The following is a 15650-nucleotide window of genomic DNA, read 5'->3' as shown; positions in this document are numbered from 1 at the left end:
GATGAGCGCCGCCACGACCCCCACGCCGTACGAGCCCCGGAAGGCCTACCGCGACTCCCAGGACTCCGTCCTCGGCGGCGTCGCGTCGGGGGTCGCCCGGCACCTCGCGGTGCCCGCGCTGTGGGTGCGCGCCGCCTTCCTGCTGATGTCCCTGCTGGGCGGCCTCGGCGTGATGCTGTACGCCGGCCTGTGGCTGATGCTGCCGAGCGACACCCGGTTCGACGAGAGCCCGCCCGGACTGGCCAGCGCGACCCGCGGCGGCCGGCGGCCCGGTCGGCTGCGGCGGCTCGGCGACGTCGGGCCCGCGATGGCGCTCGCCGCGCTCGGCCTCGGCGCGGTGCTCGCGCTGCAGGCCACCATCGGCGGGGGAGCGGTCTTCTGGCCCGCGTTCTTCGGGCTGGCCGGACTCGCCCTGCTGTGGAGGCAGGCCGACGAGGCGCAACGGGAGCGGTGGCTCGACCAGACGGGCCGGATCGACCCGGTCCGGATCGTGTTCGGCAGCGGCGGCTGGGCGTCGTACGCCCGGGTCCTGGCGGGTGCGCTCCTGGTCGTCTCCGCGGTCTTCATCGTCGGGTTCGAGGGCGCCTCCGCGAGCGACGCCCGCGCCGGGCTGCTCGCCGGCGGGCTGGTGCTGGTGGGGCTCGCGATCGTGATCGGCCCGTGGGTCTTCGGGCTGGCCTCGGACCTCAGCGCCGAGCGCGAGGAGCGGGTGCGCTCGCAGGAGCGCGCCGACGTCGCCGCGCACCTGCACGACTCGGTGCTGCAGACCCTCGCCCTGATCCAGAAGAGCGCGCACGACAGTACGACCGTCGCCCGTCTCGCCCGGGCCCAGGAGCGCGACCTGCGGGCGTGGCTCTACGCGGGGGAGTCCGCCGACGAGTCGTCCGTGGCGAGCGCGCTGCGTGGAGCCGCGGCCGAGGTGGAGGACACGCACGGGGTCTCGGTCGACGTCGTCGCCGTCGGCGACTGCGACCTCACCGAGTCGCTGCGGCCGATCGTCGCGGCGGCCCGCGAGGCCGTCACCAACGCCGCCAAGCACGCAGGCACCGGGCAGGTCGACGTGTACGCCGAGGTCACGCCCGGAGCCGTCGACGTCTTCGTCCGCGACCGCGGCGTCGGCTTCGACCCGGACGAGGTGGCGACCGACCGCTACGGCGTCCGCAACAGCATCGTGGACCGGATGCGTCGCCACGGTGGCAGCGCAGAGATCCGCACCGCGCCCGGCGAGGGCACCGAGGTGCGCCTGCACCTGTCCCGCACCCACCCCCAGGAGGACCCTTCATGATCTCCGGCCAGCTCGTCCGCGTCGTCGTCGTCGACGACCACGCCATGTTCCGTCGCGGCGTGATCGCCGAGCTCGAGGCCGCGGGGGCCGGCGAGATCGAGGTGCTCGCGCAGGCGGCCGACGTCGACGAGGCGGTGGCCGCGGTCGCTGCGCACCGGCCCGACGTCGTACTGCTCGACGTGCACCTGCCGGGCGGGGGCGGGGTCGAGGTGATGCGGCGCGGCCAGTCGCCGGAGACCCGCTACCTCGCGCTCAGCGTCTCCGACGCCGCCGAGGACGTCATCGGCACCATCCGCGGCGGCGCCCGGGGCTACGTCACCAAGACCATCACCGGCCCCGAGCTGGTCTCCGCGATCCGCCGGGTCGCCGACGGCGACGCGGTCTTCTCACCGCGGCTGGCCGGCTTCGTCCTCGACGCCTTCGCGGGCTCGATCGAGGTCGCGGCCGTCGACGAGGACCTCGACCGGCTCACCGAGCGGGAGCGGGAGGTGATGCGGCTGATCGCCCGTGGCTACGCCTACAAGGAGGTCGCGAAGGAGCTGTTCATCTCCATCAAGACCGTCGAGACCCACATGTCGAGCGTGCTGCGCAAGCTGCAGCTCTCCTCGCGTCACGAGCTCAGCCGCTGGGCCTCGGACCGCCGGCTGCTCTGAGGTCTCGTTTCCTCCCGGGTGGGAGGGGGTACCTCGGCCGGTGCCCGCGTGGATCCCCCGGCTGGAGGCACCGATGCCCGCGACGATCGAACACGAGAAGCTCGACGACACCGATCTCAAGCGCACGATCACCGGACGGCTGCTCTTCTTCTACGTCCTCGGCGACGTGCTCGGCTCGGGCATCTACGTCCTGATCGGTGCCGTCGCCGCGGCGGTGGGCGGCGCGTTCTGGATCGCCTTCCTCATCGGCATCTCGGTCGCGACCCTCACCGGTCTCGCGTACGCCGAGCTGGTCACGAAGTACCCCCGCGCCGCGGGCTCGTCGCTCTACGCGAACAAGGCGTTCGGGAAGCCGGCGCTGACCTTCTTCGTCACCGTCGCGATGCTCTCCTCCAGCTTCGCGGCGGCCGGCTCCCTGGCGGCCGGTTTCGCCGGCTACTTCGCCGAGATCTGGTCGGCGCCGCCCGCGCTGCTCGTCTCGCTCGCCTTCGTGATCATGCTCAGCGTCGTCAACTTCATCGGCATCACCGAGTCCGTGCTCGCCAACCTCGCGATGACCGTCGTCGAGGTCACCGGCCTGCTGATCGTGATGCTCGTCGGCGTCATCGTGATCGCGCAGGGCGACGCCGACTTCGGTGTCCTCGGGCAGTTCGACACCAGCGGCAGCCCGATCCTGGCGATCGTCTCCGGCGTGGCGCTCGGGTTCTTCGCGATGACCGGCTTCGAGAACGCCGCCAACGTCGCCGAGGAGTGCACCCACCCCCGTCGTACCTTCCCGAAGGCGCTGGTCGGGGGCATGGTCGGCGCCGGGATCATCTACGTCCTGGTCTCGATGTCGGCCGCCCTCGCGCTGCCCATCCCGGAGCTGGCCGCCTCCACCGCGCCGCTGCTCGACGTCGTCGAGTCCGGGGTGCTGCCGCTCCCGGTCGGCGTCATCACCATCGTCTTCGCGCTGATCGCGATGACCGCGATCACCAACACCACCCTGGTCGCGGTGGTCACCCAGTCGCGGATCCTCTACGGCATGGCCAAGGAGGACGTCGTCCCGAACGTCTTCTCCAAGCTGCACTCCTCGCGTCGCAGCCCGTGGGTCGGCCTGGTGTTCTCCGCCGTGGTCGTCGCCGGACTGCTCGTGGTCGGCGCCGTGCTGCCGAAGGTCGGCATCGACGTCAACGTGGTGGAGCGGCTCGCCGCCGTGACCGTCGTCCTGCTGCTGTTCGTGTACGGCATGGTGATCGTCTCCGCCCTCAAGCTGCGCGGCCAGGACGAGACCGACGAGACCTACCGCGCACCGACGGTGCTGCTCGGCGTCGGCCTGGTCGGCAACGCCGCGCTGCTGGCCTACGTCGTGTACGACGACCCCGCGTCCCTGGTCTGGTCGGCCGGACTGATCGCCGTCGGCGGGGTGCTGTTCGTGCTGGAGTACTTCTTCGGTTCCACGGACCGGCCCGCCGACAAGCGCCGGGGCGACCCGGTAGCGACCCGGTAGCGACCCGGTCGGCGTCGGCGTCCTAGGCTTCGCCCGTGGACACGTTGCGCCTGATCCTGCTGTTCCTGCACGTTCTGGGCTTCGCCGCCCTGATCGGCGGGCTGATCGCCCAGAGCTCGGAGCCCGTCAAGCGGGTCAACGCCGCCATGCGCGACGGCGCCGGCACCGCCTTCGTCGCGGGCCTCGCCCTCGTCGGCGTACTCGAGGCCGGCGACGGCGACGTCAACCACGCCAAGGTCGGCGTCAAGCTGGCCATCGGCCTGGTCATCCTGGTCCTGGTGATGGCGAACCTCCGCAAGGAGCGCATCCCGCAGGGACTCTGGATCGGCCTGCTCGCGCTGAGCGTCCTGAACGTCGCCGTCGCGGTCTTCTGGTCCCCGACCCACGCCTGAGTCCGGCCCCCGAGGGCTGCTGTAACGCGGTGTCCACCGGACTCCTGCGGTGCAGTGGAGCCGCGGAAGATCGGTGGACACCGCGTTACAGCCAGGTCCGGCGCCGGGGGCGCGGGACGATGTACGGCGCCAGGTCGGTGATGTCGGTGCCGAAGCGGGCCTCGGTGTCCGAGACCTCGCGCTCCAGCCGCACCAGTGCCGCCGCCTGGCCGGGTCCGTACACGTCGGTCCACGTGAGCCGGCTCATGCCGAGCTTGAAGCCGCACAGCCAGTCCTGACGCAGCTTCTCGTCCCAGACGACCTCGTCGGCCGTGCGGCCGGCCGGGCCGTCGCGCTGGTACTTCACCTTGCCGTCGACCTCGATCAGGTGCCGCCCGATCCGCAGGTCGACGTAGGCGACCTTGCCGTCGCTGGCGAGGCCGAACTGGGTCTGGGGCCGGCCACGGCCCAACCTGGCCACCAAGAGTCGGCCGAGGCTCTCGGCGACCGAGTCCGATCGGGGGTCGCAGTGGTCGAGGGCAGCGCGCACCTCGGTGCTGTAGGGCCAGCAGCGCATCTCGGAGAACGCCTGGCACAGGTCGTCTCGGCTCACCCCTCGCCGCAACGCGGAGTCCATCGCGACGACGCCGCGGACGGCACCGTGCTCCCGGGCGATGTCGAGGGCGGTGCGGGCCGGGTCGAGGACCCGGATCCCGTCGATCTCGCGGACCTGGTCGGGACGGTACGGCGCCCCGTGGTGCTTGACCCCGTGCTCATGCCGCGAGCCGTGGACGTCGGCCCGGGTCACGTGGGTCACGGGTGCGCCGGGCAGGAGAACCGGCATCCCGAGCACCACTGCGGCGCTCTCGTGGCTGCGCACGTGCGACCCGGAGATCCGCAGGCACGCCGCGTCGTCGTGGAGTCGCTGCCGGTCGTCCCGTGTGACCCGAGCATCGACGTACGCACGTCGGGCGTAGACCCCACGGCGGACCGCCACCCACTCACCCCGGCGCACCAGCCGGTCCACCGTCTCGGCGGCGATCCCCTGATCCAGCGCGGCCCGCCGGGTCACCAGGCCCGTGCTGCCGAAGAGGATCTCGCTCGCGAACTCGTCCATTCCCTCAGGCTGACCCCGCGCCCGGCCCGCTCACCGACGGTCCAACGCCACCTGGGGACAACCCAGCGACAGCCGCAAATGTGGACGCCAGATGGCCCCCGGGGCCTGACCCGGTGGCTGTAACGCGGTGTCCACCCACCTACCGCGGCCCCGTGTGACCGCACCAGGTAGGTGGACACCGCGTTACAGCCCCGCCGACCCCCGGACCGTCGGCACCGGACCGTAGGCTGGACGCAGCATGAGCACCCCCTCCCTTCCCGGCTTCGAGCACCTCACCGACGCGCCGCCCGCCGAGCCGCGCACGACCCGCCGCGGGCCGACCCGCGAGGAGCTGCTCGAGGGGCTCAACGACCCCCAGCGGGCCGCCGTGATCCACGAGGGCGCACCGCTGCTCGTCGTCGCGGGCGCCGGCTCGGGCAAGACCCGGGTGCTGACCCGGCGGATCGCCTGGCTGATCCAGGAGCGCCGGGCGCACCCCGGGTCGATCCTGGCGATCACCTTCACCAACAAGGCCGCCGCGGAGATGAAGGAGCGCGTCGAGGACCTGGTCGGCAAGCGCGCCCGGATCATGTGGGTCAGCACCTTCCACTCCGCCTGCGTCCGGATCCTGCGCAAGGAGATCGAGCGCTTCGGCTACAAGTCCAGCTTCTCGATCTACGACGCCGCCGACCAGAAGCGGTTGATGGGACTGGTGCTGAAGGACCTCGACCTCGACCCGAAGCAGTTCCAGCCGGGTCCGGTCCTGCACTGGGTGTCCAACCACAAGAACGAGCTCCGCGACGCCGAGGAGGCGACGAAGGACGCGCAGAACAAGCTGGAGCAGCAGTACGCCGCGGCGTACACGCTCTATCAGCGGCGGTTGCGCGAGGCCAACGCCCTCGACTTCGACGACCTCATCATGAGCACGGTCCACCTGTTCCAGGCGTTCCCGGACGTGCGCGAGGTCTATCGGCGCCGCTTCCGGCACGTGTTGGTCGACGAGTACCAGGACACCAACCACGCCCAGTACGCCCTGATCCACCAGCTGTGTGCGGAGCAGCTGGAGGAGACCGGGGCCCCCGAGCACAGCGGCGGCGAGCGGGTCGAGCCGGCGGAGCTGATGGTCGTCGGCGACGCCGACCAGTCCATCTACGCCTTCCGCGGCGCCAACATCCGCAACATCCTCGACTTCGAGCAGGACTTCCCGAACGCCACGTCCATCCTGCTGGAGCAGAACTACCGCTCCACCCAGACCATCCTCACCGCCGCCAACTCCGTGATCGGCCACAACAAGGGCCGCAAGGAGAAGCGGTTGTGGTCCGAGGCTGGCGACGGTGAGCGGATCGTCGGGTACGTCGCCGACGACGAGCACGACGAGGCCCGGTTCGTCTCCGACGAGATCGACAAGCTCGTCGACACCGGCGTGCGGGCCGCCGACGTCGCGGTGTTCTACCGCACCAACGCCCAGTCGCGGGTGTTCGAGGAGATCTTCATCCGCACCGGTCAGCCGTACAAGGTGGTCGGCGGCGTGCGGTTCTACGAGCGGCGGGAGGTCCGCGACGCCCTGGCCTACCTGCGGATGCTGGCCAACCCCGACGACCAGGTCTCGCTCCGCCGGATCCTCAACACGCCCAAGCGCGGCATCGGCGATCGGGCCGTGGCGTGCGTGTCGGTGCTGGGCGAGCGCGACGGCCTGACCTTCTGGGAGGCACTGCGCCGCGCTGACCAGGCGCCCGGTCTCGCGACCCGCTCGCTCACCAACATCCGCGGCTTCGTCGCGCTGGTCGAGGAGCTCCAGTCGATGGTCGAGGCGGGGGAGCGCGCCGACGTGGTCCTCGAGACGGTGCTGGCCCGGTCGGGCTACCTCACCGAGCTCGAGGAGTCCGACGACCCGCAGGACGCGACCCGGCTGGAGAACCTCGCCGAGCTGGTCGCGGTCGCGCGGGAGTTCAGCGACGACCCGGTCGCGGGTCCGTCCGCCGACCCCGCCGACGTCGACGCCGGCATCGTGGCACCCGGCCTCACCGACTTCCTGGAGCGGGTCGCGCTGGTGGCCGACACCGACCAGCTCCCCGAGACCGACGAGGGCGTCGTCACCCTGATGACGCTGCACACCGCGAAGGGGCTGGAGTTCCCGGTCGTCTTCCTCACCGGCCTCGAGGACGGCGTCTTCCCGCACTCGCGGTCGCTGGGCGACCAGAAGGAGCTCGAGGAGGAGCGTCGACTGGCGTACGTCGGCGTCACGCGGGCCCGCGAGCGCCTCTACATCTCGCGCGCCGTGGTCCGCTCCGCCTGGGGCGCCCCCTCCCACAACCCGGCCTCGCGCTTCCTCGACGAGCTGCCGATCGACCTCGTCGACTGGCGTCGTACGGAGGCGGCCCAGACCCGGTGGGGCCGCCCCGACCTGGCCAGCGGCTCGCCGGCCCGGCTCGGCAGCCCGACGGCGGCCGGCCGTCGCAACTTCTCCTCGGCGGCTGCTCGTGCCGACGCCGCCTCGAAGGCGAAGCCGGCCCGCGAGGTGCCGTCGCTCGAGCCCGGCGACCGGGTCCAGCACGACACCTTCGGCCTCGGCACGGTCGTCGCGCTCGAAGGAGCCGCCGACAAGTCCGTGGCGTCGATCGACTTCGGCACCGAGGGCGTCAAGCGCCTGCTCCTGCGCTACGCGCCGGTGGAGAAGCTGTAGGCCGGAGCGCAGCGACGGCCAACAGCTTGATGGTGGTCGAGCGAGCGGCGCGACTGAGGAACGAAGTCGCGACCCGCCTGTCGAGACCTCATCCAGCTCTCGCAAGCAGAGTCGACGCGACCGTGTCGAGACCTCAACCGGGTCTCGCGAACAGCGTCTCTGCTACGGCTGCAGGCCGTTGACGACCATCGCGCTGAACGGGTCGACCGGGTCGCCGGCGCCGGGCCGGACCTCGAGGTGCAGGTGCGGGCCGGTGACGTTGCCGGTGGAGCCGACGGTGCCGATCCGCTCGCCGGCGCGCACGGCCTGGCCGGCCGTGACCTCGATCGAGGTCTGGTGGCAGAACCACAGCTCGGTGCCGTCCTCGAGCGTGACGACCGTCTTGTTGCCGTAGGCGCCGTCGTAGCCGGTCTCGGTCACGACGCCGTTGGCGATCGCGCGGATCTCGGTGCCGGTGGGCGCGGCGAAGTCGAGGCCGGTGTGGTAGCTCGACCAGAGGCCGTACTCACCGAAGCGGGCGGTCAGCCGGTAGCCGTCGAGCGGCGAGACCCACTGGTTCTCCTCGATGACCGCGGAGCGCTTCTCCGCCTTCTGAGCCAGGCTCATCACCGCGCCCTCGCGGATCTCGTACTGCTTCTCGACCGCCGCCTGGAGCTCCTGGTCGGCCGCGCCCTCCAGCGCGTCACGGCGCGAGTCGCGGCTGACCACCTGCCGGCGCTTGTCCTTGAGCAGGTTGACCGTCGAACCGGCACTCGCGCCGCTGAGGGCACTGGCCTGGCTCAGTCGGGGCGCCTCGGCGTCGGTGATGCCCGTGCCGCCGGCCAGCAGCGCGCCGCCGGCGGAGACGGCCAGGGCGGCGATGCCGACCAGGACCGGGGCAGACGGCAGGCCGCGGAACAGGGGGCCGCGGTTGCCGACGTGCTTGACGGCCTTCCGCTTGCCGGGGGCCGAGACGAGGGGGAGTCGTTCGGTGGCGTCGGAGTGGAACGAGGTCGTCGTGTCCAGCTCGGCGGCCGGGACGGGCGGACCTGCGAGGACGATCGGCTCGGAGACGTGCAGGACCGGCTCCACGACCACAGCGGCCTCGGTGGCGAGCGCGGTCGACGAGGTGCTGGGAACCGGTCGACCGGCGACCCGACGACCGACGTACGTCGAGGGGATCTCCTGTCGCGTCTCCGAGGGTCCACGGCGAGAGCCGCGGTGGTCCGCTCGGTGATTACCCATGGATCAAGTCGCTCCGGAGATGTCGTTTCGCGAGGTCTGACAAGCGCCCCAGACTGTAACGGATGGGTCTCGGTCGTTGAAACTGGGCGCACCTCGGATTGTGGAGGAAGTGGCGACCGACGGGAGGCGGTTTGAGTGTTTTCGCAGGTCAGCGAGGTGGTCCCGTGAGCGCGATCACGGGTACGACGTGTTGTGGGTCATCCGGGACCGTCCCACTCGCGGCCTCGGGGGCCTCCGGTGCGCCGCCCTGAACAGGGTGACTGGGAAAGCTGCTGGGTCCGCGCCGCCCGGCTCGGAAGACGGCTGAGCCGTCTGCCCTCCGGATCTGACCAAGAGCTCCGGACCCGGCGGTCTTCCCACCCGCCGACCGAGCACCGCCAGGTGCGTACGACGGCGGCCGGGCGGTTACCCGGCCTGGGTATGTCCTCTATCACGTCGGTGCCTCCGGCCTTATCGAGGACGACCCGACAGGGCTATCGTCCCGTGGGATATCCGCGACTAGAGACTGGTGGATCAGTGGACCTGATGGAGTACCAGGCGAAGGAGCTCTTCGCCAAGCATGGTGTGGCAACGACTCTGGGAGTCGTCGTCGAGACCGCGGAGGCCGCCAAGGCCGCTGCCGAGAAGCTGGGCGGCGTGACGGTCATCAAGGCGCAGGTCAAGGCCGGCGGCCGCGGCAAGGCTGGCGGCGTCAAGCTCGCCAAGACCGCCGACGAGGCCTTCGAGCACGCCTCCAACATCCTCGGCATGGAGATCAAGGGCCTCACGGTCAACCGGGTGCTGGTCACGCCGGCCACCCCGCCGGTGGAGGAGTACTACTTCTCCTTCCTGCTCGACCGCTCGAACCGATCGCACCTGTGCATCGCGTCGGTCGAGGGCGGCGTGGAGATCGAGGAGGTCGCCAAGACCAACCCCGAGGCCGTCCGCCAGATCCCGATCAACGCGCTCGAGGGGGTCACCCCCGAGAAGGCTGCGGCGATCGTCGACGAGGCCAAGTTCCCCGCGGAGCTGCGCGACCAGGCCATCGAGATGGTCCAGAAGCTGTGGCAGGTCTACGTCGAGGAGGACGCCACCCTCGTCGAGGTCAACCCGCTGGCTCGCCTGGAGGGCGACAAGCTGGAGGCTCTCGACGGCAAGGTCTCGCTCGACGAGAACGCCTCCGAGTTCCGGCACCCCCACCACGCGGAGTTCGAGATCCGCGAGGAGGCCGACCCGCTCGAGGCGAAGGCCAAGGACCTCGGCCTCAACTACGTCAAGCTCGACGGTGCCGTCGGCATCATCGGCAACGGCGCGGGCCTGGTCATGTCGACCCTGGACGTCGTCGCGTACGCCGGTGAGGCGCACGGCGGCGTGAAGCCGGCCAACTTCCTCGACATCGGCGGCGGCGCCAACGCCACCGTGATGGCGAACGGCCTCGACGTGATCCTCAACGACCCGCAGGTCAAGAGCGTGTTCGTGAACGTCTTCGGTGGCATCACCTCGTGCGACGAGGTCGCCAACGGCATCAAGGGTGCCCTGGAGATCCTCGGCGACAGCGCCACCAAGCCGCTGGTCGTCCGCCTCGACGGCAACAACGTCGAGGAGGGTCGCGCGATCCTGAACGAGCTGAACCACCCGCTCGTGACGCAGGTCGACACCATGGATGGCGCGGCCGACAAGGCCGCCGAGCTGGCGAACGTCTGAGAAACGGAGACCTGACAACATGACGATCTACCTCAACAAGGACTCCAAGATCATCGTCCAGGGCATCACCGGTGGGATGGGCTCCAAGCACACCACCCTGATGCTCCAGGCCGACTCGAACATCGTCGGCGGTGTCAACGCTCGCAAGGCGGGCACCACCGTGGAGCTGAACGGCAAGGAGCTGCCGGTCTTCGGCACCGTCAAGGAGGCCATCGAGGCCACGGGCGCCGACGTGTCGGTCGCCTTCGTGCCCCCCGCCTTCACCAAGGACGCCTGCATCGAGGCCATCGACGCGGAGATCCCGCTGCTCGTGGTCATCACCGAGGGCGTCCCGGTCCAGGACAGCGCCGAGGTCTTCGCCTACCTCGACGGCAAGAAGACCCGGATGATCGGCCCGAACTGCCCCGGCATCATCTCGCCGGAGGAGTCGCTGGCCGGCATCACCCCGCACACCATCGCGGGCAAGGGCCCCATCGGCCTGGTCTCCAAGTCGGGCACCCTGACCTACCAGATGATGTACGAGCTGCGGGACTACGGCTTCTCGACCGCCATCGGCATCGGCGGCGACCCGATCATCGGCACCACGCACATCGACGCCCTCGCCGCCTTCGAGGCGGACCCCGAGACCAAGGCGATCGTGATGATCGGCGAGATCGGCGGCGACGCCGAGGAGCGCGCCGCGGCGTACATCAAGGACAACATCACCAAGCCGGTCGTCGGCTACGTCGCGGGCTTCACCGCCCCCGAGGGCAAGACGATGGGTCACGCCGGGGCGATCGTGTCGGGTTCCTCCGGCACCGCGCAGGCGAAGAAGGAGGCCCTCGAGGCCGTCGGCGTGAAGGTCGGCAAGACGCCGTCCGAGACCGCCGAGCTAATGCGAGAGATCCTCAAGACTCTCTGATCCACGAGCCCGTACGACGGCCCCCGGCGAGCGATCGCCGGGGGCCGTCGTGCTTCGTCGAGTGACATGTGGTGGCCCCCAGAACCCGGGTTCTGGGGGCCATTCCATGTCACTCGACGGGGTCAGTCGGCCTCGGGGGAGAAGGCCGACATCGTCGCCACCAGGTCGGCGACCGCGTCCTGCTCGGCCTGCACCTGCTGGTCGTTGGCGGCGACGCCCTCGGTGAGGGTGACCAGCAGCGCGTTGCCCGTTCGGGCCACCACGTAGTGGTCCACCCCCTGGGTCGGGAAGTCGTCGCCGGCGCCGTAGACGCCCCGGGTCACCACGAACGACTCGTCGGCCGCGAGCTGACCGCCGGACACCTCGAAGCGCACGGTGTCGCCCTCTCCCGTGCCGGGCGCAGAGGTGCAGCGGTCGGCCGCGTCGCGTAGCCGGGCGGCCGCCTCCTGCGCCGCCGTGCCGTCGGGGTAGACGGCGAGGGTGCGGCCCACGGAGTGCTCGGTGCCGAGCTCCACGTACGTCGCGCCCGCCACGTCGACCGTTCCGGCCGCGGCGGCGAAGGCGGTCTCGCCGCACACCTCGATGTCGATGACGCCGGGCTGGTCGGTCGGCTCCGGGTCCTGGGCGGCATTGGCGCCCTGGATGCCCAGCGAGACGTCCACCGTCCCGGGGATCTCCTGGAGCCAGTCGACCTGGGTCGGCTGGGTGGCGATCGGGGGATCGGGCTTCTCCGGGGAGGACTGGTTGGCGACCACCGCGAGCGGCGTCGCGATCACGACGAGGGCGGCGGCGACACCGCCGACCGCGGCCAGGGTGTTGTTGCGTCGCCGCATCCGGTCGCCGCGTCGGCGTACCTCGGAAGCGGGCAGGGGGTTCACGGGGGATCCTTGGGTCTTGAAGGTGGCGAAGAGGTCGTCGTCGAGGTCAGGCATGACTGGCTCCTTCCTGGAGGCCCCCGTCGTCGGAGAGCAGCGCGGCGAGGGCAGCCCGGCCGCGGCTGAGCCGAGCCTTGATGGTGCCTTCGGGGACGCCGACCTCACGGGCGACGTCGTGCACGGACATGTCCGCGATGTGGTGCAGCACCAGCGCCTGGCGCTGGGCCTCGGGCAGCTGCTTGAGCGCCGTCACGAGCGCGACGTGGCTCTCGCTCGGTGCCGCGGTCTCGGTGAGCGCGCCCAGCGCCCGGTCCTCCGGGCGGCGGGCCCGGACGGTACGGCGCCAGCGGCTGACCGCGAGGCGGTACGCCGTGGTCCGCACCCAGGCCTCGGGGTGCTCGGCCCGTTCGAGCTTGCGGCGGTGGGCCCAGGCGCGCACGAATGCCTCCTGGACGCACTCCTGAGCCTCGTCGCGGCTCCCGATCATCGCGTAGAGCTGGCCGACGATGCGGGTGAACGACGCGGTGTAGAAGTCGTCGAACTCGCGTTCGTCCATCTCCTCGTTCCCGTCTGTGGGGGTCCTCGTGGTGCTTGTCGGAGTGGATACGCCCCAGGTGGCGCCACGGTTGCACACGACCGGGGCGTCTAGACCGCACCGCGCGGTCGGTAGGTTCACGGGGTGCAGAGCGACGAGGTGCTGACCCTGCTGCGGGACGTGTCCGCCGAGGTGATCGAGCCGAGGTTCCGGGCGCTGGACGACGACCAGGTCTCGGAGAAGGGGCCGGGCGACCTGGTGACGGTGGCCGACCGGGAGGCGGAGGTGCTGATCACCGCGGCGCTGACCGCGGCGTACCCGGACGCCCTGGTCCTCGGCGAGGAGGCCGCCGCCGAGGACCCCGGACTGCTGGAGCGCTTCCGCACCGCCGAGCACGCGTTCACCGTCGACCCCGTCGACGGCACCCGCAACTTCGTGCACGGCTCGCCCGACCACGCCGTGATGGCGGCCGAGCTCCGCGCCGGCGTCGTGGTCCGGAGCTGGATCTGGCAGCCGCAGCACCGCGTCGCGTACGTCGCCGAGCGCGGCGCGGGCGCCTGGCGCGACGGCGTACGCCTCCAGCGCCCGCCGCTGGGGGACGGCCTGCGCGGCGTGACCTCGCGGCGCAGCTGGCTGGGTCGCGCCCTCGGCACGCTGCGGGAGCTGGAGCTCACCTGGGTCTGCTGCGGGGTGGACTACCCGAAGCTGGTCGAGGGCGAGGCCGACTACGCGCTCTACCGTGGCACCAAGCCGTGGGACCACGCGCCGGGGTCGCTGCTGCTCTCGGAGGCCGGCGGCTTCGTCGGCACCTTCGCCGGCGAGGCGTACGACGCCCAGGCGCCGCTCCCGTCCGGGCTGGTCGCCGCGGCCGACCGGGCGACGTACGACCTCGTCCAGGGTCTGCTGCCCGGGCTGCCTGGGCTGCTCGGGCGCTGAGGGCTCAGCGGCCGGGTCGGGGGAGCCGCGGCAGCCGCTGGAGCGCACGCTCGGCCAGGGCGACGAACGCGTCGTCGGTCATCCGCACGTCCGCTGACGGGATGTAGGCGATCTGTGCGACCGCCGTGCCGGTCCGGATGATCGCCATCCGGTACTCCACCGAGCGGTCGTCGGAGACCTCCGTCGACACCTGCCACGCGGTGAGGTCCTCGTCGGCGGAGCGTCGGTCGGCGACCTGCCGGACGTCGGTGCCCAGCTGCTCCTCGGGGCAGGCGCGCACCGACTGGCGGACGTCCTCCACGAACGCCCGCGCCCGTCGCTTCGACAGGGCACCGACGGTCTGCGTGAGCCCGAACTCCGCCGGCAGCTTCGCGCCCGGGATCAGGAAGGTGCGGGTGAGGTTGGTCGACCAGCCGGCGCCGCGGAACCTCGCGTCGTCGCACCGGGTCGCCGCGAGGTTCGTCCGGGCCTGGCGCGGCTCCGTGCCGGCCCAGGTGCGCCGCCTGACGTTGCTCACCGGCGGCAGGTCGACCGTGTCGAGCATGGCGGGCACCACCCCGACCGGCAGCGGCGGCACGTCCTTCAGCTCGGGAGCGGAGCCGCACCCGCCGGCGTCGGGGAGGGTGCACAGGTCGGCGACCGCCGTGCCCAGCAGTTGCGCCGCCGAGCGGGGCCGCGCCCGTTCGGTGCCGGCGACGGAGGTCACCGTCGTGGTGGTCAGCTGCCCGGTCCGGGCGACCGCGGCGACCAGGGTCGTCGCCCCAGCGCCCCAGCGTCGCAGGGTCAGCACCATCGCCTCGTCGCCGACGCCGAGGACCCGCTGGGTGGTCAGCAGCTGGGTGCGGTCCTCGGTGCAGCCGGCGAACCAGCGCAGGCTGGTGCGGAACGCTCGGTGGGCCGCCTCCTCGGACGCGGAGGCCTCGGCCAGCTGGGTGGTCGAGCGGGCGGGCTCGCGGGGCAGCGGGGCGGTGGCGAAGTCGCGGACCAGGGCGGTCGAGCCGCGGGAGTCGGCGTACCGCGCGAGCTGGCAGGGCAGCACCAGGCCGTCGCCGGCGGTGTTGTCGTGGGTGCTGCCCTCGGTCCACGCGCGACCGGGCACCACGTCGGCGACCTGCTCGACGGAGAGCAGCGCCTCCTCCGAGAGGGGCGGCGGGGGTGGCGGCGCCTCGGTCCGCGGCCCCTGCTGGCCGGCCGTCTGCAGATCGCGGTCCAGGGTGGGGTGGACGCCGTCGGTGTCGGTCACGACGGTGCCGGTCACGACCAGGGCGGCGACGGCCACGACCACGCCGACGGCGGTGTGGGTACGGCGCCGCGCGGCGCCGGCCCGCCGCAGGATCGACGCCCGGGGGAGCCGTACGTCGGCGACGATGTCGGCGAGCGGGTCGAACAGGGCCCGCGCGACCGGGGTGCCGAGGTCGAGGTGGATCGCCAGCTGGGAGGTGGCCGTCTGCAGCTCCCGCTCGGCGTCCTCGCGGGTCAGCCCCACCTCGCGGGCGAAGTCGGCCAGGGTGCCGGTGGCGAGGACGGTCAGCAGCAGGATCTTGCGCTGGTCGACGCTCAGCTTCCCCAGGGCCTCGAGGGTGGCCTGGGCCTCCGGGGCCAGGCCCTTCTCGCGGTGCCAGATCCGGGCGCTGTGCCGCCGCTGGGCGTGCGACCAGGCGATCGGCCGGATCCAGGACTCGGGGTCGCCGTGCCGGTTCGCCTTGCGCCAGTGGTGCCACGCGACGGCGAACGCGTCGTTGACCGCGGACCGGGCCGCAGGGAGGTCACCGGTGAGCGCGTAGGTCTGCAGCAGCAGCCTGGTCCGGGCGGCCTGGTAGCACGCGTCGAACTCCTCTGGGTCCCTCATGGCCAGACCACGGTACGCGACGGCGTGGCGGCTCCGAAGCCCCGGATCGGACGGTCATGATGGATCGACC

13 protein-coding genes are annotated in these 15650 nt (G+C 71.8%); 8 read left to right on the top strand and 5 right to left on the bottom strand.

From position 1 onward, the window contains the following. Nucleotide 1: 1 nt before the first annotated feature. The 4 genes from MUB56_RS25515 to MUB56_RS25500 all read left to right on the top strand — a co-directional run bounded on the left by MUB56_RS25515 (nt 2) and on the right by MUB56_RS25500 (nt 3819). On the top strand, nt 2–1285 hold the full coding sequence (locus MUB56_RS25515; RefSeq protein WP_244929817.1) for an ATP-binding protein: 1284 nt from the start codon (nt 2–4) through the stop codon (nt 1283–1285). Next, nucleotides 1282–1938: a response regulator transcription factor gene (locus MUB56_RS25510; protein WP_244929816.1), complete on the top strand. Its 657-nt coding sequence runs from the start codon at nt 1282–1284 to the stop codon at nt 1936–1938. Before MUB56_RS25515 ends, MUB56_RS25510 begins: the two co-directional genes overlap by 4 nt. Before the next feature lie 73 nt (nt 1939–2011). Further along, entirely contained in the window at nt 2012–3427 is a 1416-nt protein-coding gene (locus MUB56_RS25505; protein WP_244929815.1) for an APC family permease, read from the top strand. Nucleotides 3428–3462: 35 nt separating this feature from the next. Further along, nucleotides 3463–3819, top strand: coding sequence for a hypothetical protein (locus MUB56_RS25500; protein ID WP_244929814.1), 357 nt, complete (start codon nt 3463–3465; stop codon nt 3817–3819). An 85-nt stretch (nt 3820–3904) separates the two neighbouring features. Here the strand turns inward: MUB56_RS25500 and MUB56_RS25495 are convergent, their stop codons facing one another. Beyond that, entirely contained in the window at nt 3905–4915 is a 1011-nt protein-coding gene (locus tag MUB56_RS25495) for a type IV toxin-antitoxin system AbiEi family antitoxin domain-containing protein (protein ID WP_244929813.1), read from the bottom strand. Nucleotides 4916–5153: 238 nt separating this feature from the next. On the opposite strand from MUB56_RS25495, the gene pcrA reads away from it, so the two are divergent. Beyond that, nucleotides 5154–7577, top strand: coding sequence for a DNA helicase PcrA (gene pcrA, locus MUB56_RS25490; RefSeq protein WP_244929812.1), 2424 nt, complete (start codon nt 5154–5156; stop codon nt 7575–7577). A gap of 162 nt (nt 7578–7739) precedes the next feature. On the opposite strand, the gene MUB56_RS25485 is transcribed toward pcrA, so the two are convergent. Then, nucleotides 7740–8801 carry a M23 family metallopeptidase gene (locus tag MUB56_RS25485; RefSeq protein ID WP_244929811.1) on the bottom strand — a complete coding sequence of 354 codons (1062 nt, stop codon included), beginning with the start codon at nt 8799–8801 and terminating at the stop codon, nt 7740–7742. Between the two features lie 516 nt (nt 8802–9317). Here MUB56_RS25485 and sucC point away from each other — a divergent pair. Both sucC and sucD read left to right on the top strand, forming a co-directional pair. After that, nucleotides 9318–10484 (top strand): ADP-forming succinate--CoA ligase subunit beta, encoded by a 1167-nt coding sequence (sucC, locus tag MUB56_RS25480; RefSeq protein WP_244929810.1) that lies wholly within the window; start codon nt 9318–9320, stop codon nt 10482–10484. 19 nt (nt 10485–10503) lie between these two features. Next, entirely contained in the window at nt 10504–11385 is an 882-nt protein-coding gene (sucD, locus tag MUB56_RS25475; RefSeq protein WP_244929809.1) for a succinate--CoA ligase subunit alpha, read from the top strand. A gap of 122 nt (nt 11386–11507) precedes the next feature. On the opposite strand, the gene MUB56_RS25470 is transcribed toward sucD, so the two are convergent. After that, nucleotides 11508–12317 carry a hypothetical protein gene (locus tag MUB56_RS25470; protein ID WP_244929808.1) on the bottom strand — a complete coding sequence of 270 codons (810 nt, stop codon included), beginning with the start codon at nt 12315–12317 and terminating at the stop codon, nt 11508–11510. Continuing rightward, nucleotides 12310–12816: a SigE family RNA polymerase sigma factor gene (locus MUB56_RS25465; protein WP_244929807.1), complete on the bottom strand. Its 507-nt coding sequence runs from the start codon at nt 12814–12816 to the stop codon at nt 12310–12312. Before MUB56_RS25465 ends, MUB56_RS25470 begins: the two co-directional genes overlap by 8 nt. Before the next feature lie 123 nt (nt 12817–12939). Here MUB56_RS25465 and MUB56_RS25460 point away from each other — a divergent pair, with 123 nt between their 5' ends. After that, nucleotides 12940–13731 (top strand): inositol monophosphatase, encoded by a 792-nt coding sequence (locus tag MUB56_RS25460; protein WP_244929806.1) that lies wholly within the window; start codon nt 12940–12942, stop codon nt 13729–13731. A 4-nt stretch (nt 13732–13735) separates the two neighbouring features. Here the strand turns inward: MUB56_RS25460 and MUB56_RS25455 are convergent, their stop codons facing one another. Beyond that, nucleotides 13736–15580 (bottom strand): sigma-70 family RNA polymerase sigma factor, encoded by a 1845-nt coding sequence (locus MUB56_RS25455; RefSeq protein WP_244929805.1) that lies wholly within the window; start codon nt 15578–15580, stop codon nt 13736–13738. Nucleotides 15581–15650: the final 70 nt, after the last annotated feature.

It is taken from the genome of Nocardioides sp. W7 (assembly GCF_022919075.1).
Lineage (GTDB): Bacteria > Actinomycetota > Actinomycetes > Propionibacteriales > Nocardioidaceae > Nocardioides.
The sequence above is the reverse complement of the archived record's forward strand: the minus strand, read 5'-3'. Positions and strand labels throughout refer to the sequence as shown.

Bases quoted from the DNA above. Each gene is read 5' to 3' on its own strand.
- MUB56_RS25515 (WP_244929817.1), top strand. From the start codon at position 2: ATGAGCGCCGCCACGACCCCCACGCCGTACGAGCCCCGGAAGGCCTAC.
- MUB56_RS25510 (WP_244929816.1), top strand. From the start codon at position 1,282: ATGATCTCCGGCCAGCTCGTCCGCGTCGTCGTCGTCGACGACCACGCC.
- MUB56_RS25505 (WP_244929815.1), top strand. From the start codon at position 2,012: ATGCCCGCGACGATCGAACACGAGAAGCTCGACGACACCGATCTCAAG.
- MUB56_RS25495 (WP_244929813.1), bottom strand. From the start codon at position 4,915: ATGGACGAGTTCGCGAGCGAGATCCTCTTCGGCAGCACGGGCCTGGTG.
- pcrA (WP_244929812.1), top strand. From the start codon at position 5,154: ATGAGCACCCCCTCCCTTCCCGGCTTCGAGCACCTCACCGACGCGCCG.
- MUB56_RS25485 (WP_244929811.1), bottom strand. From the start codon at position 8,801: ATGGGTAATCACCGAGCGGACCACCGCGGCTCTCGCCGTGGACCCTCG.
- sucD (WP_244929809.1), top strand. From the start codon at position 10,504: ATGACGATCTACCTCAACAAGGACTCCAAGATCATCGTCCAGGGCATC.
- MUB56_RS25470 (WP_244929808.1), bottom strand. From the start codon at position 12,317: ATGCCTGACCTCGACGACGACCTCTTCGCCACCTTCAAGACCCAAGGA.
- MUB56_RS25465 (WP_244929807.1), bottom strand. From the start codon at position 12,816: ATGGACGAACGCGAGTTCGACGACTTCTACACCGCGTCGTTCACCCGC.
- MUB56_RS25455 (WP_244929805.1), bottom strand. From the start codon at position 15,580: ATGAGGGACCCAGAGGAGTTCGACGCGTGCTACCAGGCCGCCCGGACC.